General features: G+C 68.8%; 19 protein-coding genes. 12 read left to right on the top strand and 7 right to left on the bottom strand.

Translation table 11 applies throughout. The features are described from left to right. The first annotated feature begins 43 nt into the window (after positions 1 to 43). Positions 44 to 1,579, top strand: coding sequence for an HNH endonuclease signature motif containing protein (locus tag AC30CM_RS10070; RefSeq protein WP_490116718.1), 1,536 nt, complete (start codon positions 44 to 46; stop codon positions 1,577 to 1,579). Between the two features lie 163 nt (positions 1,580 to 1,742). Here AC30CM_RS10070 and AC30CM_RS10065 read toward each other — a convergent pair whose 3' ends face one another. Then, on the bottom strand, positions 1,743 to 2,042 hold the full coding sequence (locus tag AC30CM_RS10065) for a hypothetical protein (protein ID WP_490116717.1): 300 nt from the start codon (positions 2,040 to 2,042) through the stop codon (positions 1,743 to 1,745). Between the two features lie 284 nt (positions 2,043 to 2,326). On the opposite strand from AC30CM_RS10065, the gene AC30CM_RS10060 reads away from it, so the two are divergent. The 6 genes from AC30CM_RS10060 (at position 2,327) to pucL (ending at position 8,044) form a co-directional block, all read left to right on the top strand. Beyond that, complete coding sequence (locus tag AC30CM_RS10060) at positions 2,327 to 2,785, top strand: hypothetical protein (protein WP_490116716.1); 459 nt, start codon at positions 2,327 to 2,329, stop codon at positions 2,783 to 2,785. Positions 2,786 to 2,874: 89 nt separating this feature from the next. Next, positions 2,875 to 4,326 (top strand): diguanylate cyclase domain-containing protein, encoded by a 1,452-nt coding sequence (locus AC30CM_RS10055; protein WP_490116715.1) that lies wholly within the window; start codon positions 2,875 to 2,877, stop codon positions 4,324 to 4,326. Between the two features lie 62 nt (positions 4,327 to 4,388). Next, on the top strand, positions 4,389 to 6,305 hold the full coding sequence (locus AC30CM_RS10050; RefSeq protein WP_490116714.1) for a solute carrier family 23 protein: 1,917 nt from the start codon (positions 4,389 to 4,391) through the stop codon (positions 6,303 to 6,305). Then, entirely contained in the window at positions 6,306 to 6,824 is a 519-nt protein-coding gene (gene uraD / locus AC30CM_RS10045) for a 2-oxo-4-hydroxy-4-carboxy-5-ureidoimidazoline decarboxylase (protein WP_490116713.1), read from the top strand. It abuts the gene before it with no gap. Beyond that, positions 6,821 to 7,141, top strand: a complete 321-nt coding sequence (gene uraH, locus AC30CM_RS10040) for a hydroxyisourate hydrolase (protein ID WP_490116712.1) — start codon at positions 6,821 to 6,823, stop codon at positions 7,139 to 7,141. The genes uraD and uraH overlap by 4 nt, the downstream gene beginning before the upstream one ends. A gap of 3 nt (positions 7,142 to 7,144) precedes the next feature. After that, entirely contained in the window at positions 7,145 to 8,044 is a 900-nt protein-coding gene (pucL, locus tag AC30CM_RS10035; RefSeq protein WP_490116711.1) for a factor-independent urate hydroxylase, read from the top strand. Positions 8,045 to 8,073: 29 nt separating this feature from the next. Here pucL and AC30CM_RS10030 read toward each other — a convergent pair whose 3' ends face one another. The 3 genes from AC30CM_RS10030 to AC30CM_RS10020 all read right to left on the bottom strand — a co-directional run bounded on the left by AC30CM_RS10030 (position 8,074) and on the right by AC30CM_RS10020 (position 11,634). Then, positions 8,074 to 8,574 carry a GreA/GreB family elongation factor gene (locus AC30CM_RS10030; protein ID WP_490116710.1) on the bottom strand — a complete coding sequence of 167 codons (501 nt, stop codon included), beginning with the start codon at positions 8,572 to 8,574 and terminating at the stop codon, positions 8,074 to 8,076. A 139-nt stretch (positions 8,575 to 8,713) separates the two neighbouring features. Continuing rightward, positions 8,714 to 9,970, bottom strand: coding sequence for an NAD(P)/FAD-dependent oxidoreductase (locus tag AC30CM_RS10025; protein ID WP_490116709.1), 1,257 nt, complete (start codon positions 9,968 to 9,970; stop codon positions 8,714 to 8,716). Positions 9,971 to 10,089: 119 nt separating this feature from the next. Further along, positions 10,090 to 11,634: a PucR family transcriptional regulator gene (locus tag AC30CM_RS10020; protein ID WP_490116708.1), complete on the bottom strand. Its 1,545-nt coding sequence runs from the start codon at positions 11,632 to 11,634 to the stop codon at positions 10,090 to 10,092. Between the two features lie 167 nt (positions 11,635 to 11,801). Here AC30CM_RS10020 and AC30CM_RS10015 point away from each other — a divergent pair, with 167 nt between their 5' ends. Beyond that, a complete protein-coding gene (locus tag AC30CM_RS10015; RefSeq protein WP_490116707.1) occupies positions 11,802 to 12,644 on the top strand; it encodes a magnesium transporter MgtE N-terminal domain-containing protein in 843 nt (280 codons plus the stop codon). Between the two features lie 2 nt (positions 12,645 to 12,646). Beyond that, positions 12,647 to 13,885 (top strand): NRAMP family divalent metal transporter, encoded by a 1,239-nt coding sequence (locus AC30CM_RS10010; protein WP_490116706.1) that lies wholly within the window; start codon positions 12,647 to 12,649, stop codon positions 13,883 to 13,885. A 42-nt stretch (positions 13,886 to 13,927) separates the two neighbouring features. Here the strand turns inward: AC30CM_RS10010 and AC30CM_RS10005 are convergent, their stop codons facing one another. Beyond that, complete coding sequence (locus tag AC30CM_RS10005) at positions 13,928 to 15,127, bottom strand: NAD(P)/FAD-dependent oxidoreductase (protein WP_490116705.1); 1,200 nt, start codon at positions 15,125 to 15,127, stop codon at positions 13,928 to 13,930. 15 nt (positions 15,128 to 15,142) lie between these two features. Beyond that, complete coding sequence (locus AC30CM_RS10000) at positions 15,143 to 16,522, bottom strand: MBL fold metallo-hydrolase (RefSeq protein ID WP_490116704.1); 1,380 nt, start codon at positions 16,520 to 16,522, stop codon at positions 15,143 to 15,145. A gap of 196 nt (positions 16,523 to 16,718) precedes the next feature. Between AC30CM_RS10000 and AC30CM_RS09995 the strand changes: the two genes are divergently transcribed. The 3 genes from AC30CM_RS09995 (at position 16,719) to AC30CM_RS09985 (ending at position 18,078) form a co-directional block, all read left to right on the top strand. After that, positions 16,719 to 17,297: a rhodanese-like domain-containing protein gene (locus tag AC30CM_RS09995; RefSeq protein ID WP_490116703.1), complete on the top strand. Its 579-nt coding sequence runs from the start codon at positions 16,719 to 16,721 to the stop codon at positions 17,295 to 17,297. Between the two features lie 94 nt (positions 17,298 to 17,391). After that, the gene (locus AC30CM_RS09990) at positions 17,392 to 17,661 is read left to right on the top strand and encodes a metal-sensitive transcriptional regulator (protein ID WP_068916848.1); all 270 of its coding nucleotides are present in this window, start codon (positions 17,392 to 17,394) and stop codon (positions 17,659 to 17,661) included. A 21-nt stretch (positions 17,662 to 17,682) separates the two neighbouring features. Continuing rightward, entirely contained in the window at positions 17,683 to 18,078 is a 396-nt protein-coding gene (locus AC30CM_RS09985) for a DUF302 domain-containing protein (RefSeq protein WP_490116702.1), read from the top strand. A gap of 556 nt (positions 18,079 to 18,634) precedes the next feature. Here the strand turns inward: AC30CM_RS09985 and AC30CM_RS09980 are convergent. Further along, complete coding sequence (locus tag AC30CM_RS09980; RefSeq protein WP_490116701.1) at positions 18,635 to 20,602, bottom strand: hypothetical protein; 1,968 nt, start codon at positions 20,600 to 20,602, stop codon at positions 18,635 to 18,637. Positions 20,603 to 20,903: the final 301 nt, after the last annotated feature.

Below are 20,903 nucleotides of genomic sequence, written 5' to 3'. Positions count from 1 at the left end.
ATCGCGGACCCAAGATGTCAGTAGTCGCATGTATGTTCGAATCATGCAGACGGGGGCGGTGGCAGAGGCGGTGGCGGCGTTGCGTGCCGCCGTCGACGCGCTCGCCGCGTGTGACCTCGAATCACTGGACGCCGCCGAACGGGTGGCACTACTGGCAGACCTGGAAACCCACCGCTGCCGCCTACCCGCACTCGAGCACCGGCTGGTCACCTCCCTCGACGCCGACACCCCGCCGTCGCAGTTAGGCGCCAAGAACCTCGCCAACGCGCTCCAGGTGCGGCTGAATCTGCACCCCAGGGAAGCCAAACGTCGCGTCGCCGTCGCCGCCGACCTCGGACCCCGGCGATCCCTGACCGGCCAGTCGATGCCACCGAATCTGCCCGCGACCGCGATTGCCGAGGCGCACGGGCTCATCAACGGCGACCACGTCGCGGTGATCCGCAAGGCCGTCGCGAAGATCCCCGACCACGTCGACCCGAAACGACGGCAGGAGTTGGAGGTCGCCTGGGCGCGGGCCGCGATGGTGATGGCGCCGCATCAGTTCGCCGCTGACCTCAAGCGCACGCTCTACCTGCTCGACCAAGACGGGCCCGAACCCACCCATGACGATGGGGTGCGCCGCCGCGGCATGACCGTGGGCAAGCAAGGCCCCGACGGCACCGTCGCGATGACCGTGGTCATGACCGCACCCGCGTGGGCGGCACTGGAAGTCCTGTTGGCCAAGTTCGCGACCCCCGGGATGTGCAACCCTGCCGACGCGCACCCGTGCACCTCCGGCACGCCGTCACAGGCGCAGATCGATGGTGATGACCGCACCCTGGCCCAACGCCGCCACGACGCGCTGGCGTTCCTCCACCGCACGGCCCTGGCCAAGGGCGAACTGGGCCACCTCAACGGCGTCCCCACCGCCATCCTGATCCGCACCACCCTCGCCGACCTCGAGTCCCGCGCCGGAGTCGGCGTCACCGGCGGCGGCACCGTGCTCACCCGCCGCGACATCCTGCAGCTCGCCGCCCAATCCACCACCACCGGGTTCCTGACCCTGTTCGACGACGCCACCGGCAAGGTCCTCGACCTCTTCCAAACCCGCCGCACCGCCACCGTCGTGCAACGCCTCGCCCTGATCACCCGCGACGGCGGCTGCACCAAACCCGGCTGCACCGTGCCCGCCTACGGCTGCCAAGTCCACCACGCGAAGAAGGACTTCGCCGCCGGTGGCAACACCAACGTCAACGACAACGCCCTGGCGTGCGGTGCGGACAACCGCCTCGTCGGCACGACCGGCGGCTGGACCACCCGCATCAACGCCCACCACCACGTCGAATGGCTACCGCCCCCACTGCTGGACCGCGGACAGACCCGGATCAACACCTACCACCACCCCGAACGACTCCATTCACCACCGGGCGGCGGGGAAAGCGGCTGCGCGGCAGGCGAATCGCCACCCGCCGAGACCAGGGCCACCGGCGAGGCAACCGCCGTCGCACCCGCCGACCCACCCGGAGACGCGAGCACCGGACCCACGATCGACGACCCGTGGGCACCCGAGCATCACCCGCCGCGGGCGGCCTCGCCCTGAACGCCGCCGCCACCAGATGCCGACGACCCCCGGCCCGGTCGGTCAAGGGGCCAAAGCCCCTCGGGGGCCTAGCTACCGCCGTCGAGCGACCGCGAGGAACCGGGTGAACGCACGTACCGCACCCGTGCGCCGTCGACGTGGACGGTCCCCCGCCCCCGGGCGCCTAGATCGACGGGGCCCGGCTGGCAGCGGGCACGGCCGTCGGCACGCTCTCCGGCGGGAGCTCGTGGGTCGGCGAGTCGTCCCGGCGTGCACGGCCGGCCAGCCATCCGGCGTAACCGAGCGCCCCACTCACGGCGGCGTACACGGCCGCCTCGGACCACATGTAGCCCACACCCCAGCGCCTACCCATGAACACCGGCTCACTGATGATCCCGCGCGACGTCGCCACCGCATAGGCGGCATGGGCGTACGCCAGCGCGGCGAACGCGCCGCTGAAGAACGTGCATGCCTCACGATTCATGATCCCTCGCCCCTCTCCTCGTCATCAGACCAACGTGCCGCCGAGCGGCCGCGAGCGGATAGGGGCCAAGGTCCCGGCACGGCGAGGCCGCGACGGCTGCGCCCCGGCGCCGGTCGCGGCCGGGCGTCGCGGTGACCTTCGGCGCGCCGACGTCCGCCGTTGGACCCTGACGGGTCTCGTCCCCGCCACCTAGCCTGACCGCCTACGTCCTTATCGAGCCCCGGGGAGTGGACATGGCACGTGTCGAAAGATATTCCTCCACAACATCTTTGGCGACAACGTCTTTGGCGACACCGTCTTTCGCGACGACGTCGTTGGCGCCGTCGGCGGCCATCGCCACCGTGCTGCTGCTGGCGTTGAGCCCGCCGTCCGCGGCCGACGTTCCGACGGCGGGCGCCGACTGCGCCGCCGCCCAGATCGGCGACACCGCGAATCCGACCGGCGACGCGGCCCTCCGCTGCATGGCCGACGATCAGGGCAAGATCCACTGGCTCCCGGACACCACGTCGGTGCGCACCATCGCGGGTCTGCAGGCCGCCGGCTACTCCGTCACCGTCGATCGATCCGGTGACCGCCCCATCATGGACTGCAACGTGGTCGAGGTGCACAACCCGATGACGGTGACGTCCATGAACTCCGGGGGCACCACCCCGGGGGGACCAGGCTCGCGCGGCGACAAGCACGAGGTGACGATCACGCTGGACAAGACGATCGACGTCACCCTGGATTGCAGCGGCACCTGAACACGCGCGTCGTGGCCCGACCGATTCCACGACGCACGGCCCACCGTGGCGGCATCCTATGAGGGACCCACCTGATGAAGGGATGCGCGGTGGTCCTTTCTCGGTGCTCGGCGATGAGCATGGTGGCGTTCCCCGTGGCCTACGCGATCGCCGTCGCGGGCGGTCGCGCCAGTCGACTGGCCGGTGGAGAGGTCTCCCTGGTCTGGCCGGCGGCGGCGGTCGGGGTCATCTGGCTGCTCTCGACGAAGCGCTGCACGCTGCGCCGCCGCGCGGTCCACGTCGGACTGCTGGCCGTCGTCGCGCTGGCGACGAACCTCGCGACGGGCGCCTCGCTGCCGCTGAGCGCCTGGTTCTCGGTGGTCAACGTCGTGCTGTCGGTCGTCACCGTGGAACTGCTGTTCCTCGGTCGAGACGACGTCGCCCTGCGTGATCCCACCGACTTCGCCAAGCTGGTCGCGGCCGTCACGGCGGGCACCTGCGGCGCCGCCGTCCTCGCGGCGGCGTACTTCGTGCTCACCACCGAGTCCCGGCCGTGGGAGACGTTCGCGCTCTTCGCCGTTCGCAACGGCGCGACGGCACTGCTGGGCGTCTCGATCTGGCTCACCCTGCGCGACGTGCGCCCCCGGCGTCCGCGCCTCGGCGCCGCCCCCGTGGCCGAGGCGTTGCTGGTCTTCGCGGGCGTCTGCGGGGTCTTCTACTGGACGTTCTGGGAGAACCAGGGTCTGCCGACGGCGTTCCTCACCCTCGTTCCGGCGATGTGGGTCGCCCTGCGTTACAGCACCACCGTCAGCACCCTGTTCCTCGCGGTGGCGGGCGTGTGGATCATCTACGCCACCCTGTCGAATCGGGGCGACTTCGTCATGGCGGACGTGGAGGTCCGCGCAATGCTGGCGCAGGCGATGGTCGCCAGCCTGACGTTGCTCGTGCTCACCCTGGCGCTGTATCGCGATTCCCGCGCCCGGCTGATCGCCCAACTCGAAGCCGCCCGCGACCGCGCGGACCATCTGGCATCCCACGACCCTCTCACCGGGCTTGCCAATCGCACCCTGTTCACGTCGCGGCTCGAGAGCGCACTGTCCGAATCCGCCCGCGGAACCGGCGCCGGGCTCATCGTCTTGGATCTCGACGGCTTCAAGGCGATCAACGACACCTGGGGGCACGCCGAGGGTGACAGGGTGCTCGCGGACGTCTCGGCCCGGATCACGGCCGCGATCACCGCGGCCGATACGGCGGCCCGCCTCGGTGGGGACGAGTTCGCCATCCTCTGCCCCGGGGTCGGTGACGTCGGCCGGCTCCACGAACTCGCCGAGCGGCTGCGGTCGGAGCTGCGCCGACCCGTCACGCTGGGCGCCGGGCACCGGTACGACCGGCTGTCGGTCAGCGTGGGCATCGTGGTGGCACGGGACCAATGCAGCCCGGAAGCGCTGCTGCACCGTGCCGACGTGTTGATGTATCACGCCAAACGGAGCGGCAAGGACTGCGTCACCATCGACGGGCACGTCCCGGACATCCGTGACGTGAGCACGCGACCGGCTTCGTGACGGGCGCGTTAACACCTCGCCCGCGACATGCGAACGGCACGCGGCTGACTGATTCTTGATCCATGTCAGCGCCAGTGCCGGTGCCAGCGCGCACCACCTCGAACACGCGGGTGCACCCGGTCGACGAGATGCTGCCCGCCCCCCAGCTCGCGACCTACGGCTTTCAGCACGTGGTCGCGTTCTACGCCGGGGCCGTGCTGGTGCCGATCATCATCGCCGGCGCCGTCGGACTGTCGCAGGCAGAACTCGTCAAGCTCATCACCGCCGACCTCTTCACCTGCGGCATCGCCTCGATCCTGCAGGCCGTCGGCGTGTGGAAGATCGGCGTGCGACTGCCGCTGCTGCAGGGCGTCACGTTCGCGGGGGTCTCGCCCATCATCGCGATCGGGCTGGCCCGCGGCGGCGGCGCGGCCAGCATGCTCTACGTCTACGGAGCGGTCATCGTCGCAGGTGTCTTCACGTTCCTCGTCGCGCCCATCTTCATCAAGCTGCTCGTGTTCTTCCCTCCCGTCGTCACCGGCACTCTCATCACGATCATCGGCTCGTGTCTGGTGCCCGTCGGCGCCATGGACGCCGTGACCAACCCCCACACGCACGAGGAAGACCCGACCAACATCCGCTGGTTCCTCTACGCCCTGGGCACCATCGTGGTCATCGTCGCCATCCAGCGCCTGTTCCGCGGATTCCTGGCGACCATCGCCGTGCTGCTGGGCTTGGTGGCGGGCTGCGCGGTGGCATTCGCGTTGGGCGACATGACCTTCGACCGGGTCGGTGAGGCGGCGGCGTTCGGCTTCACCGCACCCTTCCTGTTCGGCATGCCGAAGTTCGACGCGGTCGCCTGCCTGACGATGATCCTCGTGCTGCTCATCACCGCGGTCGAGTCGACGGGCAGCACCATCGCCACCGGCGAGATCGTCGGCAAGCGCGTCACCCCCTCCGACATCGGCAACGTGCTGCGCGCCGACGGGGTGGCGACCACGATCGGCGGCATCTTCAACTCCTTCCCCTACACCGCGTTCTCCGAGAACGTCGGGCTGGTGCGGCTCACCGGGGTCAAAAGCCGCTGGGTGGTGGCCGCTGCCGGGGTCATCATGATCCTGCTCGGGTTCCTGCCGAAGGTCGCCGCCGTCGTCGCCTCGATCCCCAACCCGGTGCTCGGCGGTGCCGCGCTGACCCTGTTCGCCACCGTCGCCGTCGTCGGCATCCAGACGCTCGGCAAGGTCGACTTCACCGACCACCGCAACCTCATCATCGTCACCACCAGCCTCGCGCTGGCCCTGTGGGTGACGGCCCATCCCGACCTCGCCAAGGGCATGCCCACCGGACTGGACCTGATCTTCGGCAGCGGCATCAGCATCGGCGCGGTCAGCGCGATCGTGTTGAACGTCGTGTTCTTCCACACCGGGTCGCGGGGACCGCGGGTGGCAGGTGGCGGATCCATCACGCTCGACGAAGTCAACGCCATGAGCCAGCAGCGTTTCACCGAGGTGTTCGGGCACGTCGTACAAGACGTCCCGTGGGCCGTCGAACGGGCGTTCACCGCGCGTCCCTTCGCCGACACCACCGCCCTGCGGGAGGCGTTCCAGGATGCCGTGCTCACCGGCTCCTCCGAGCAGCAGGACGAACTGCTGCGCGCCTTCCCCGACCTGGGCGCCGAGGACGAGACGGGCCACGCGCTGGCCGTCGACCACGTGGCACTGTCCAACCTCGACGCCGACGACCACGAGGACGTCGTCGACCTCGCCACCGCGTACCGTGAGCACTTCGGCTTCCCGCTCATCATCTGCGCCAAGGAGACCGAACGTTTCGAGTACGTGCTGAAGAACGGGTGGTCGCGGATGGACAACTCGCCGGCCACCGAGCGGGCGTTCGCGTTGATCGAGATCGCCAAGATCGCCAACTACCGCTTCAGCGACCTGGTGGCAGACGCCAACCCGATCGCCGCCGCCCGGTTCTCGCGACTCGACGAGCTGCGCTAGATGCCCGCTGCAGCCCTGGGATTGGACGGCTTCAACGCGTTGTCGGAACGACAGCAGATGCATCGGCTGTTCGGTGTCTGCAGTTCGACCATCTGGGCCCGCCGCGTCCTCTCCGGAGCGCCGTTCGGGTCCGTCGACGCACTGCTGGACCGCGCCGACCGCGTGCTCGCCGAACTGCCCGACGCGGAGATCGACGCCGCCCTCGACGGGCACCCGCGCATCGGCGCCGCGGTGGACGACCCATCGTCGGCGCGCGAACAGGCGCGGGTGGCGACGGCCGACGACGAGGTGAAGGCGCGGCTGGCGGCGCGCAACCGGGAGTACGACGCGACCTTCGGCTACGTGTACCTGGTGTGCGCCCACGGCCGCTCCGCCGAGGAGCTGCTGGCCATCCTCGAGGACCGGCTGCGCAACGACCCCCAGACCGAGCGCCGGGTGATGCGCAGCGAACTCGGCAAGATCAACCGCCTGCGTTTGCAGCGGCTCCTGGGCGAGCCTGTGGCAGGGTCGAACACGTGAGCCTCTCGACCCACGTCCTCGACGCCACGACGGGCCGCCCGGCCGTCGGCGTGGCCGTCACGGTGACCGACGCCGCCGGTGCGGTGCTGGCCGACGCGCTCACCGACGACGACGGCCGCGTCGGTTCCCTGGCCGCCGACCTCCCCGCGGGGGTGTACCGGTTGCGCTTCGACACCGCAGCTCATTTCGCCGCGAGCGGCGTCACCGGCTTCTACCCCGAGGTGGTGATCGCCTTCGAGATCACCGACCCGGCAGGCCACCATCACGTGCCCCTGCTGCTGTCCCCGTACGCCTACTCCACCTACAGAGGGAGCTGACACGTGTCGGGCATCATCCTGGGCGGCAACCAGTACGGCAAGGCCGAGAACCGCGTGGTGCGGATCCACCGCGACACCCCGCGGCACGAGATTCGCGACATCAACGTATCCACCTGTCTGCGTGGCGATTTCAGTGCCGCACACCTCGAGGGCAATCAGGCCGACGTACTGCCCACCGACTCGCAGAAGCAGACCGCCTACGCCTATGCGAAGGAGCAGGGGCTACGGTGCATCGAGGAGTACGGGCTGGCGCTGGCGCGGCACTTCGTGGGTGACGTGGCACCCGTGGTGGGCGCACGCATCGAGATCGACGAATACGCCTGGGAGCGTGCGGTCGTCGACGGCGTCGAGCACGATCACACCTTCGTGCGCAAGGGCCAGGAGGTGCGCACCGCAGCGGTGACGGTCGACGAGACGGGCGAGTACGTCGTCGGCGGGCTGAAGGACCTGGTGATCCTGAAGTCGACGGGTTCGGAGTTCTTCGGGTTCCTCGAAGACCCGTACACGGTGCTCGAGCCGACCCACGACCGCGTGATGGCGACGTCGCTGACGGCCCAGTGGCGGTTCACCACCACCGAGGTGGACTGGGATGCCGCGTACGCCACCGCGAAGGCGGAGATGGTGAAGCAGTTCGCCGAGCTTCGGTCACTGGCCCTGCAGCAGACGCTGTTTCACATGGGCAAGGCCGTGCTGGAAGCCGTCCCGGAGATCACCGAGGTGCGCCTCGCCGCCCCGAACAAGCATCACTTCCTCTACGACCTGTCGCGGTTCGGGCTGGAAAACCCCGGTGAGGTGTTCAACGCCGACGACCGGCCCTACGGCTTCATCCAGGCGACGGTGCTGCGCGACGACGCCCCGCCGGCTCGTGCGGCGTGGGACTCCTATCAGGGGTGGCTGGCCTGAGGGAGCGTCGCCGCCGCGGGGTTCGCGCGTCAGGTGGCGGGTTGTCGGTGATGCAGGCCGTAGGGAACCGCGCCGAGCAGGGTGACGGTGACGGCAGCACCGGTGGGCGCGCGGTACGTGCGCTGCTGGCCGACGCGGGCACCGAGCAGCGCCCGTCCCAGCGGCGACTGCACGGAGTAGATGTCGAGATCGCCGAATTCCGTGCCGAGCACTCCCATCAGGAACGTCTCGGTGTCCCCGGCGTTTCCGGTGTTTTCGGTGTCCTCGTAGCGCACGGTGAGCACCATGCCGGGTTCGGCGACGCCGTCGTCGGGCGGGTCCTCCCCCACCACGGCGTGCACCAGCAGGTCGTGGATGTGCTGAACCCGCGCCTGGCGCGCGCGTTGGATCGCCTTGAGGTTCTCCCCGTCCCCGGCGTCGTCGACGGTGACGGCAGCGTTGCGTTCCAACAGTGTCCGCAGTTCGCGTAGTTCGTCCTTCAGGCGCTGGTGAGCGTGTTCGGAAATCCAGACACTGGTGGAACTGGTCATCGTCGTTCCTCTCGACAGTCGGGTCATTGGCACGTCGGGTCACCGGGTCGTCGGGTCGTCGTCAGGGGCGGGAACGTCTCCGCCCCTGACGACTCGCAGGGCCCGACCCGGGGGTCGGGCGCACCCGATGGCGTGGCGGTCAGCGAGTGGGGTCGAACGGCCGCAGGGCGGCGGGCTGTTTGCCGGTGGTGATCTGCTCGGCCAGCAGTCGTCCGGTGATCGGACCATGGGCCAGTCCCCACATGCCATGTCCGCCGGCGACGTACACGCTGGGGTCGATGGAACCGATCAGCGCGCGCCCGTCGGGGGTGACCGGTCGGGGTCCCACCCAGACGTCGCTGCGCTCCTGCCACCGCACGCCGTCGAGCAGTGGTGCGGTGGAGTCGACGATCGCCTGCACGCGCCGCGGGACCTGCGGCGCGTCGGGCCCGCGGAACTCCATGGTTCCCGCGACGCGCAGCGCGCCGCGGTACGGCGTGCACGCCACGCGGATGTCGGGGAGGTAGAGCGGCCCGGGCACGGGTCGGTCGACGGGCACCGTGAAGGAGTAACCACGTCCGGCGTGCACCGGGACTCGCAGGCGCCGGCGGGCGGTGAGCCGGGGCAGCCACGCGCCGGTGGCGATCACCGCGGCGTCGGCGACCGCCGGGGCCGGGTCGTCGCGGCACAGCACCTGCACCCCGCCCCGGTTGGACGGACGCACCCCGACGACCTCGTGCTCGAGCAGTGCCCCGCCGCGCCGTTGCACCGCGGCGGCCAGGGCGTGCACGAAACGCCCTGGGTCCAGGTACCGCTGACCACCGATGTCGAGGCCGGCGGTCAGCACCGGGGAGGCCAACGGAACCCGTTCGCGCAGAGCGTCTCCCGACAGCGTGGTGACCGCGATGTCCTGGCCGGCGTCCTGCATCCTGCGGAGTTCGTCGAGCAGGTGCTCGGCGTCGCGCGCGGTGCGGAACAGCGCGGTGACGGGCGCGTCGGTCACGGGAGCGTCGACGCCGTTGCCGACGAGCACGTCGAACGCCTCGACGCACTCGTCGTTGAGCGGCAGGTTGGCGGACACGGCGCGCCGCCACGACGACGGCCGGCAGTTGAGCGCGAAGCGCAGCAGGAACGACGCCAACGAGGCGTCGAGCGTCCACGGAATGTGCAGCGGCGCATTGGGGTCGCGCAGCGAGCGCAGGCCGTAGCGCAGCACGCCCGGTTCGTTGAGCGGCACGGTCAGGGCCGGCGCCACCCAGCCGGCGTTGCCCCACGAGGCGCCCGCGGCCGCACCGGCGCGGTCGAGGACGGTGACCTCGACGCCCCGCTCCTGCAGGAACCACGCAGTGGACAGACCCACGATGCCGGCACCGACGACGATGACCGATCGCGGGCCGCCGTCGAATCGTTCGGTCATGGCGCACCTCCGAGGTTGTGGGGACGCCTCCAGCATGACCAGCCCGGCCCACACCCCGGTTGTCCTCGGACGACAATCGGAGCGGTCCCGGTTGTCGCTCGGCGACAGGTCGCCGGGTGTCAGTCGAGCCGCGGGTCGGCGTCGTCGAACACGGCGAGGTCGATCATGGTCGCGACCCGCACGCGTGGATCGTCGAGGTCGAGAGCGGTGATCCCGGCCATGCCCCGCAGCCGGTAGCGCACGGTGTTGGCGTGGACGCCGAGCCGGGAGGCCGCCACGGACTGGTCCCCCGCAGCCTCCAGCCACGCCCGCAGCGTCGCCACGTACTGGGTGCCGTGCAGCCGGTCATGGCGTCGCAGGTCTGCCATCGGCCCGCGAGTGGGGATGCGCGCGGTGCCTGCGGCCGTACGCAGCCGCTGCAGCAGCACCTCGTGCCAGTCCTCGTCGTACGCCGGTGGGCGACCGCGCGAGGAGCGCGCCTCGTGCAGGGCCAGGCACTCCTCGGCTTCGAGGCGGGCCAGGGACACCTCGGCGGCGGCGGCGAGCCCGCTCACGCCTGCGGCGAGCGTGGTCTGATCCGGCAACGCCGAGCCCAGGGCGTCGATCCAGCCGCGCGCGGCCACCGGCTCGACGGCGGGCAGCACGGTGTAGACCGTGTTGCCCAAGAGCGCGCTGCGACCGGGACGCGACCAGCCGAAACCCGAGGTGGCCCGGTCGAACAGCAGCAGCAGCGCCGCGTCGCGGTCGGCGCCGGCGCGCGCGTGCACGGCGATGACCCGCAGGCCGTCGGGCGGTAGTCCCAGACGGCTGGCCGCGGTGACCGCGTCCGCAGTGCCCTCGACCAAGCGCGCCACCAGATCCGACTCGACCTGACGTTCCAGATCGGCGCTGGCGCGGGAGCGCAACAGGTGCACCGCGACCGTGCCCGCGGCCTCGGCGAGCGCCGCCAGTCGCGCGCCGGAGAGCGGCTGCGGAGTGGCCACCCACACCGACCCGAGGAGCCGACGACCCGCTCGCGCCGCCGCGACCATCCGGCCCGTCAGCCCGTGCGCGTCGTCGCCGGCGACGAACAGCGGATCGTCGGAGCGGGCCAGGTGGTCGAACACCCCGCGGCGCTCGAGCAGCGCACGCACGCCCTCGGGCGCCTGCCTGCCCATGATGGTCTGCACCCGTGCCGCGTCGGCGTGCTGCTGCAGCCGCGAGTACGCCAGTACCTGCGAGTGCCCGTCCTCGATGGTCACCGCCGCACCGACCGCAGCGGCCACGCTGTCGGCCAGGGCGAACAGGTCGGTGGGCCCCCGGCCGGACTCGGTCTCACGCCCCTCCAGCACCAGCCCGAACACCACCGCGGTCAGCTCGCTCCAGGACACCTCGGGATCCACGGTCAGCACGGCGATCGCAGCGTCGGTGTCGGGGAACGCGAACTCGTCGTCGCGGCCGCGCACCAAGACCGCCGACGCCCCCGCCGCCACCGCCCACCGCACCGCCTCGGCGACGTCCTGCGCGCCCACGGCCAGCAGCACGTCGCCGGTGACCACCCCGCGATCCGCGATGGTCTCGGGCAGCACCACACTGCTGAGTTCGGCCTCGCGCGACACCGTGCACGCGCGCAACCGCACCCCGTACCCACCGAGCACGTTGACCAGCCGATCCAGCGTCACCACGAGACTGCGCTCCTTCCCGGGTCCACCCTACGAAGGCGTCATTGGGCGAGACCGGACGCCAACGAGTCGTACCCTGACGTCGCAGTCGTACCCTGACGTCGCAGAGGGGTGAGGCACCCTCGATTCCGCGGGAGGAGGCCCTCCGATGATCCCGACGTCGACGGTGCGTGGCTGACGTGTTGCTCCTCAGCACACTGATGCGCCGAAGGGTGCTGGGCGCGGACGGCGGCGTCGTCGGACGCATCGCCGACGTGGTCGCCCGCCCCAGCGGCGACGCAGGCCTGCCCGTGGTGGACTCGGTGGTGCTCTCGCGCCCCCACCGGGCGCCGGCTCTGGTGCCCGGCGGGGCCGTCGACCTGGGTCACCCCCGCCACGTCCGCATGACCGGGGACGCTTCTCGTCTGCCGTCACTGGCGGCCGAATCCCTGGCCGCAGACGCGATCTTGCTGGTGCGGGACGTCCTCGATGCCCAGGTCGTCGACGTCGCCGGGCAGCGGGTCACACGGGTGGCCGACGTCGTCCTCACCCGTCGCCACGATGGCCGCCTGGAGGTCGTCGGCGTCGAGGTCGGGTTCGACGCCGTGCTGCGACGCCTCGGCTTGGCCTGGGTGGCCAAGGGCGTCCGTGGTGATGCCATCGCCTTCACCGATCTGCACCTGCTGTCGGACCGCGGGCACACCGTGCAACTCGCGACACCGCGTTCGGCGATCCACCGGTTGGACGCCCGCGCCCTGGCGGCGTTGGTCGCGAGGCTGGCGACGGGCCCGGCAGCCGATGTGCTCGCCGCCAAGGACGCCGCGGTGGCCGCCGACGTCATCCGCGCGAGCGACCCCGCCGATGCGGAACGGATGCTGCGCGCCCTGACCCCGGACAAGGCCGCCGACGTCGTCGTCACGATGCCGATCGACCATTCCCGACACTGGGCACGCGTACTGTCCCGCGCGCCCAGGGTGCGGCGGCACCTGCTGCGCTCGGGTGTCTGGCCCCGTCGCCGGCGCGGGGTGCGCTGAGCGTGGCGGTCACCACGCGCAGGCGGTGGGCGATCGGTGCGCTGGTCGCCGTCACCGGGCCCGGGTTGCTCGCCGGTCTCTCCGACGACGATCCCGCCGGCATCACCACGTACTCGGTCCTCGGCGCCGACTACGGATACCAGCTGCTGTGGGTCCTGCTGCTCTCGACGCTCGCCCTGGTCATGTTCCACACCCTGGCGGCTCGCATGGGGATCGTCACCGGTCAGGGACTGATCGGCTTGGTGCGCCAGCGTTACGGGGTGCGTATCGGTGGCGCCGCCCTGGTCGCGCTCGTCACCGCCAACGTCGGCACGACGTGCGCCGAGTTCGCCGGCATCGCCGCGGGTTTCGAGCTGTTCGGGGTCAGCCGATACGTCAGCGTCCCAGCCGCCGCCCTGCTCGTCTCGGTGTTGGTGCTGCGCGGCAGCTTTCACCGGGTCGAGCACTTCCTGCTGGTGTTGTCGACGGTGTTCCTCGCCTACATCGCCTCGGGCATCCTGGCCGATCCCGACTGGGGTGCGGCCACCCGAGGGCTGCTCGTTCCGACGATGCCCGTCGACGGCGCAGCCGTCGCGATCGTCACCGCCACCGTGGGAACCACACTCGCCCCGTGGGGTCTGTCGTTCATCCAGTCCTACGCCGTCGACAAGAAGCTGCGCATCGAAGATCTGCGCTTCGAACGCATCGACGTGGTGACCGGAGCACTGCTGACGGGCGTCGTCGGCTTCTTCGTCGTCGTTGCCTGTGCCGCCACACTGCACCGCGACGGACGCTCCATCACCGATGCCGCCGACGCCGCCCTTGCGCTGCAACCGCTCGCCGGTGACCTCGCATCGACGCTCTTCGGGGCCGGCCTGGTCGGCGCGGCCATCCTCGCCGCAGCCATCCTGCCGCTGTCGACCGCGTACTCGGTGTGCGAGTACGCCGGAGTCGAGGCCGCACTCAATGATCCCTTCCGACAGGCGAAGACGTTCTACCTCACCTTCGGCGCCGTCACCGTGCTGGGGGCGCTGATCGTCATGATTCCCGGCGCGCCACTGGTGACGATCCTCGTCGCCACCCAGGTCCTCAACGCCGTTCTGCTCCTGCCCCTGATGGTCGTCATCATCGGCGTCGCACGCGATGCTCGGATGATGGGCCGGTATCGCTTGCGCGCGGCAGGCACCGTCGCCTACGGCGTCACCGCGGTGGTCGTGCTGCTCTGCGTCGTCGCGCTCGTCGTCACCTCGACGTGGGGGTGAGCGGCCTCGAAGTCATCGTAGGTCAGGTTTTTGGTGACCATCTCAGGCCAGTCCTTTCAACATCAGGTTCCAGTACATGAACGGCAACCCGTACTTCTTCAGGTACCAGTAGCCGCGGTGCGGCTTGGTCGGGTCGAGCAACGGAAGCGACGGGGTGAGGTTGAGGTCGTAGTCGAATTCCGCCAGCAGCATCGCGTGCGAGGACGTCACGATCGGACATGACCCGTAGCCGTCGTAGGAGGAGGTCAGCGGACGGCCGTTCAGCAGCGCATCGACGTTGTCGACCACCACCGGTGCCTGCTTGCGGATCGCGGCCCCGGTCTTGGAGTTCGGGGACGACCCGGCATCGCCGAGGCTGAAGACGTTGGGATGGCGAACGTGCTGCATCGTGTGTTTGTCGATCTCGACGTACCCCCCTGCGTCGCCGGTCGACAGCGGGCTGGACTTGATCCAGTCCGGTGCCGACTGCCGCGGGACGGTGTGGAGGACGTCGTAGGGCAGCAGCGTCTGGGCCCCACCCTCCCCGGTGTGGGTGACGCCCGCCTTGTGCGCGGCCGCGTCGATCGAGGTCACCTCGGCGTTGGTGTGGACGGTGATGCCGTAGTCCGCGGCGATCGTGTCGAGTGTGTCGGCGATCGCCGGGATGCCGAACAATCGCGGTGTCGGCACCACCAGATGCACGTCGATGTCGGAGAGCACGCCCTGTTTGCGCCAGTAGTCGCTGGCCAGGTAGGCGATCTTCTGCGGAGCCCCGGCGCACTTGATCGGGCCGGACGGCATCGCGAACACCGCCGTGCCCGATCGCAGACCGCGGATGAACTCCCAGGTTCGCGGTGCCAGGTCGAACCGGTAGTTCGATGACACCCCGTCCTTGCCGAGAGCGTCTGCCAACCCTTCGGTGCGGTTCCAGTCCAGCTGGATGCCGGGGCAGACCACGAGCACGTCGTACTCGTAGGCCGCTCCGTCGGCGCAGGTGACCGTGTTGGCGTCGGGGTCGACCGTCGCCGCGGCCTTCTTGATCCAGGTGGCGCCCGCCGGCATCACCGAAGTCTCGGGACGCGCGGTCGTCGACGCTTTCGCCTGGCCCCCGCCGACGAGCGTCCACAGCGGCTGGTAGTAGTGCACGTCGGACGGTTCGATGACCGCCACATCGGAGTGGCCTTTGCGCAGCAGGCGGGCCGCCACCGAGATTCCGGCGGTGCCACCGCCGACGATGACGATCTGATGCTTGTCGGTGATCATGATTCTTCCTGTCGCTCAGACGTTCTGGTGTGATTCCTCCCAGGCGCCGAAGCCGCCCAGGATGTCACTCACGTCGGTGAAACCGTTGCGACGCAACACGCTTGCCGCCACCGAGGAACGGTAACCGCCGGCGCAGTACACGACGGTCGGCCTGGCCGGATCCAATTCGCCCATCCGGGCGGGCAACTGGCCCACCGGGATCGCGATCGCGTCCGGGATGGTTCCGGCAGCAACCTCACCCGGGTTGCGCACGTCGACGACCTGCAGGTCGGCCAGTTCGGTGGCACGTCGATCGAACGCCCTGGCCGTCAAGCGAGACGCCATCTGAACGTCGTCCTGGTGGGCGAACATCACCTCGAACGGGCTGTCCAGATAGCCGATGACCCGGTCGAATCCGATACGGGCGAGGCGGGTCTTGGCCTCCAGCTCCTGACCCGGTTCGGTGAACAACACGATGTCGACATCGGCGGGGACGACCGATCCGGCGAACTCGGCGTAGCGGCCGTCCAACCCGATGTTGATCGCGCCGCGCAGGTGGCCCATCGCGAACTCCTCGGGCCCACGTCCGTCGACCAGGATCGCGCCGCCGGCCATCGCATCACGCACCTGCTCGTAGGTCATGGCGCCCGGCATCTTGGTCTCGTCGAGCAGTTCCCGGTCCTTGCGGTTGAGAATCGCGTCGTAGACGAAGTAGCTCGGCGCCGGCGGCTGCCCCTCGGTGACCAACGCCATGAAGGTGTCCTTGTCCGGGGCGCGCAGCGCGTAGTTGGTCTCCTTCTGCTCCCCCATCGTCGACCACAGCTCGGTGGACAGGTTCTTGCCGCAGGCCGAGCCCGCACCATGGGCCGGGTACACCCGGGTGGCGTCCGGCAGCGTCATCAGCTTGTCGTGCAGCGAGTCGTAGAGCTTCTCGGCGAGTTCCTCCCTGGTGAATCCGATCGACGCCAGCAGGTCGGGCCGGCCGACGTCGCCGATGAACAGCGCATCACCGGTCAGCACCCCGTAGGGGATCTCGTCGCCGGCGTGTTCGTAGACCACGATGCTCAGCGACTCCGGCGTGTGGCCGGGGGTGTGCCGGAACTCCAGCGTCACGTCGCCCAGCGAGTAACGCTCGCCGTCGGCCACACCCATCGATTCGAATTCGGTCTCGGCGACCGAGGAGTACACGATCGTGGCGCCGGTTGCCTTCGCCAGCTCCAGGTGACCGGACAGGAAGTCGGCGTGGAAGTGCGTCTCGATGACGAGCTCGATCCCGTAGCCGAACTCCTCGGCATCGCGCAGGTACTCGGCGACGTCTCGCTGCGGGTCGACGACGACTGCGCGCCCGGTGGTTTCGTCGGCGATCAGATACGACGCATGGGACAGGCAGTCCAGGTAGTACTGGATGAACTTCATGACGGTGGTCCTTTCACTCGGTCGGCGGTTCGGCCTTCTGGGTCCCAGACTGCCGATACCCCTATGGGTATGTCAAGTACCCCTGGGGGTATAAAAATTCCGCCTTGCCTATACCCCATGGGGTATGAGTACCATGATCGCATGGATACCCCCACCGGTATCTGGTATTCCCCCACTCTGCGAGAAGGACACGACGATGACCGCGCCCACCATGATCGATTCCCATGACTTGAGCCAGATGCTCGATTCCACCAACCCACCCCGGGTGCTCGACGTGCGCACTCCCGGCGAGTTCGAGAGCGCCCACATCGCCGGCGCCTACAACGTGCCGTTGGACCTGCTCCGCGAACACCGCGACGAGATCGTCAAGCACCTCGACGAGGACGTCGTCCTGGTCTGCCGCTCTGGCCAGCGCGCCACGCAAGCCGAGGAGACCCTGCGCACCGCCGGTCTGTCGAACGTGCACATCCTCGAGGGCGGGATATCGGCCTGGGAGGCCAAGGGATTCGCGGTCAACCGCGGTACCGCGCGCTGGGACCTGGAGCGGCAGGTCCGCCTGGTGGCGGGCTCGATCGTGCTGTCCAGCGTGCTGGCCAGCATCGCCGCGCCACGGCTCAAGTGGGTGGCCGGCGTTGTCGGCGGCGGACTGACGTTCGCGGCCCTGTCCAACACCTGCGCAATGGGCATGCTGCTGTCGAAGCTCCCCTACAACCGCGGCGCCTCCTGCGACGCTCAGAGCGTGGTGTCCCAGCTCGTTGACGGCAGCGCGTCATGACCGCACTGGTCGACCCCGATGCGCCGCGCAAGGCGTTCGGGCAATACCCCCGCGGGTACCATCCCCAGTAACGTCCGTTGAAGGGAGATGCGCCATGGTTGGTGACGAAGATGCGATCGCTGCGGTGCTCAACAGGCTGCGCAGGGCGCAGGGTCAGCTCGCGGGAGTGATCTCGATGATCGAGCAGGGCCGCGAGTGCAAAGACGTGGTCACCCAACTGGCCGCGGTGTCGCGGGCCCTGGACCGCGCCGGTTTCAAGATCGTGGCGACCGGGATGCGCGAGTGCATGACGGGCGAAGCAGCCGACGGCAAGCAGCCGATGACCGAAGCCGAGCTGGAGAAGCTGTTCCTGGCTCTGGCCTGAACCCACCAAATCGGAGGAACCATGGGATACGCACTGTCCACCACCCTGCACACGACGTTCGAGGACGCTGTCGCGCGCACTCGAAGGGCACTGGCAGACCAGGGTTTCGGTGTGCTCACCGAGATCGACATGAAGGCCACCCTGAAGGCGAAGCTGGGCGAGGACATGGAGGATTACCTGATCCTCGGCGCATGCAATCCGCCGCTGGCGCACCGTGCGGTCAACGCCGACCGCCAGATCGGACTGCTGCTCCCCTGCAACGTCGTCGTCCGCGCCGACACCTCGGCCGGCGACGACACGGTGATCGTCGACGCGATGGACCCGCAGATCATGGTCCAGGTTTCGGATCAACCGGGGCTGCGCGAGGTCGCCGACGAAGCCGCCGCCAAACTGCGGGCCGCAATCGCGTCGCTGTGAACTCGCGCGTCGACGTCACCGTCATCGAGACCTCGAACGTGGGCGACCGCAGTGATCACCGGATTGAGCGGCGAGTTCGCCGACGGGCACATCTCGGATGCGGTCGACATTCCGCTGCCCGAGGTGAGTAAGCGCCTGCAGGAGGTCGCCGACGAAGAGGCCTGGGCCCCGAACGGAAAAAGCCGCGGACCTAAAGTAGGTCCGCGGCCATTCCGATGTCCTGAGACATCACCTAGTAGCGGGGACAGGATTCGAACCTGCGACCTCTGGGTTATGAGCCGGCCGGTTGCAGTCTTGCGCTTCTCACCACGTCGCTAACGTGCAGGTCAGCTGCTAGTCCGCGTCTCGCATATCACGCCGTGTCGACGCGGTCGTCCCCGTTACGCACGGTTTCGTTCACAAATCCGTTCACAAGTGGCCCTGCGATACAGCCCGCCCCCAGAGGCCCTGCGGCTCACGCGCTCACACCTGACCGGCAGTACATACTTCCGCCATCGACATAACAATCTCCTTTGAAGCATATGCAGCCCGCTTCAAGGTCAGCCGATCCTTCAACTCATTGTTGAGTGCGCGTATCGATGGCGTGGACGGCCTCGATGGCGTCGCGGCCAAGTTCCGGGTCGTAGACATAGTGGTGGCGTAACCGGTCTGCGGTGTCGGCTGTTCCTACCAGACCGAGCATCCGCACGGCGTACCTGCGGGTGCCGCCCATGGGATCCCAATCATCGTGCTCTCCTGGCAGGTCGTCGCGGTGGGTCAGTGCCCACTCCATCAATCTGCGAATCTGGTCGGGATGGGCGGCGAGGAGCGCACGGTGTGGGTGGACAGGGGAATTCCGGTCGCTGGTGAGCAGTTCGCTGTTCGCGCGATAAAGGTCGCGGAGAACAGAGACGGCCGAGCCGGGAGTCTCATGTGAGAGCCGACACCAGACTGCTTCTGCCCGTTGGACTGTGGTAACGCCACGGAAGAGGTCCAGCAGCAATTCGTCGACCAATCTCCAGGCGATGGTGGACTCGTCGGCCGACTCTTCCGCCGGCGGCAACGTGGCGGAAATCTTGGCCCAGCCCGATAGAGCGTTGAGGTGGGCTGCCACGGCTTCGGAGCGACTGAGAGTCTCGCGCGGTAAGGGTCCGACGTATCGCGCCAAAGCGCGTACGACGAGGTCGTCGGTGCTGTCGGCGCCCTCGGCGAGCTGCTTGATCGACCAGGGTGTTGCGAAGCTGTAGTCGGAGCGCATCACCGACATCGCGTAGAGGGTCAACCGCTGATCGTCAGATAGTGAGTCTATCGCCTCGGTGTAGGGGCCCAGTACGCGCTCGTCTTCAAACATGCCGGCCACGATTCCCTGAGCCAGTGCCTGATGGTCAGGATTGTCGACGTCGCTGAGCGCACCGGCGATCTCGCGCTGTATACCTTCCAGCGACGTGACGGGCGTGATTTGGTCGTAGCTGGCGAGCACGTCGATTAGAGTCGAGCTGGTCCCCAGGTCGCGTGGGTCGTTGTCGTAGCCGTTCAGCACGTCGATCGTGCGTTGACGCGTCACGGATTTCAGGACGCTGCTGCCGTAGAGAGCAGACTCCAGCAGCTTCAGTCGAAGGTGGCAGCCGCCCACCGCGAGACCGGCCTCGACAAGGTCGGGCAGATTCTGCGCGTCGGTGTCGTGACGGATCGGATGGCTCAGTAGTGCTGCCATATACAGTCGGCCGAAGCAACGCGAGTTGGGTCGCCACATCGAGGTGGCAGTCGGCACGTTCGTCGCGGCTCGATCGCTGAAGACACGGGCCTGTTCGCTGCCGCGAGCGACCAGACCCGCCGCCGGCGTGCCTTCATGGCTGGATCGACCAAACGTGCATGCGACGAGGGTGCTGACCGCCACGCGGCTGCCCGCACTGTGGAGGTTGCGCATCGCGGCCCGCATCACCGTGTCGAAAGCGTCCATCAGCGCACCGATCTCCGGCAGGAACATGCCATCGTAGGCACAGTGTCCGGCGGCGAGCAGCAGCGCCGCCTCGGTCCTGGTCCATTGTCGAAGGTGCTGCCAGGTGCCGTCGAACGATGCGGCTTCGGGATCCTTGGGGGTGAAGGTGGAATGCGGTGCAGCAGCGGTCGCTTGGATGAGCAACTCGGTGATGTCGGCCTGGGCCTGCTTGGCGGTGGGGATCCCGAAAGATCCGCGTGTGGCGGCGGCGATCAGCGTAGGGTCGGCGAGCTGGCGGATGGCGTCGTAGCGGCGAACCGGGTCGCTCTCCAAGATAATGGCGTGGTCGCGAAGGTCGTGGTGCGCTGGCTGGGTGAGCAGCTGGGCCAACTCGGCACCGTCGTGGGCAGTCAGCACTAGATGCTGGGCGGCCAGGAAACGGGCTTGCTTCTCATGACCGAAGCGCAGCCGCCCTTGATTCACACGGATCAAAGGCGACGCCAGTGTGTCGTCGATAGCCGACGGCGTGGTGGCCAGTGCTTTGCAGCGGCGCAGCGCAGTCATCGCCTCTGCGATCGGAAGTGCGGTGCGCACTTCGATGTTCATGGTCTGGGCCAGGCACCGCAGCCCTGCTCGGACGATCTCGCTTGGGGTGCGCCGGCGAATGTAGGCATCAAGGACCTCGGTGTTGCTGTCCTCACCCTCGGGCAGGTCAGCGATGACTTGTGCCGCCAGGGTGATGTCATAGCGGGTCCGGTACTCCTCTGACTCGGCGACGCGTGAACTACCCCGGGTTTTGTTCCGATCTTTATAGGAGGATCAGAATCATGCCCCGTCAGTATTCGCCGGAGTTTCGTGATCGTGCGTTGCGATTGTTGGACACCACGTTGGAGGCCTCGGAAGTATC

Source organism: Mycobacterium sp. DHQP2018-32-09 (assembly GCF_058148405.1).
The sequence above is the reverse complement of the archived record's forward strand: the minus strand, read 5'-3'. Positions and strand labels throughout refer to the sequence as shown.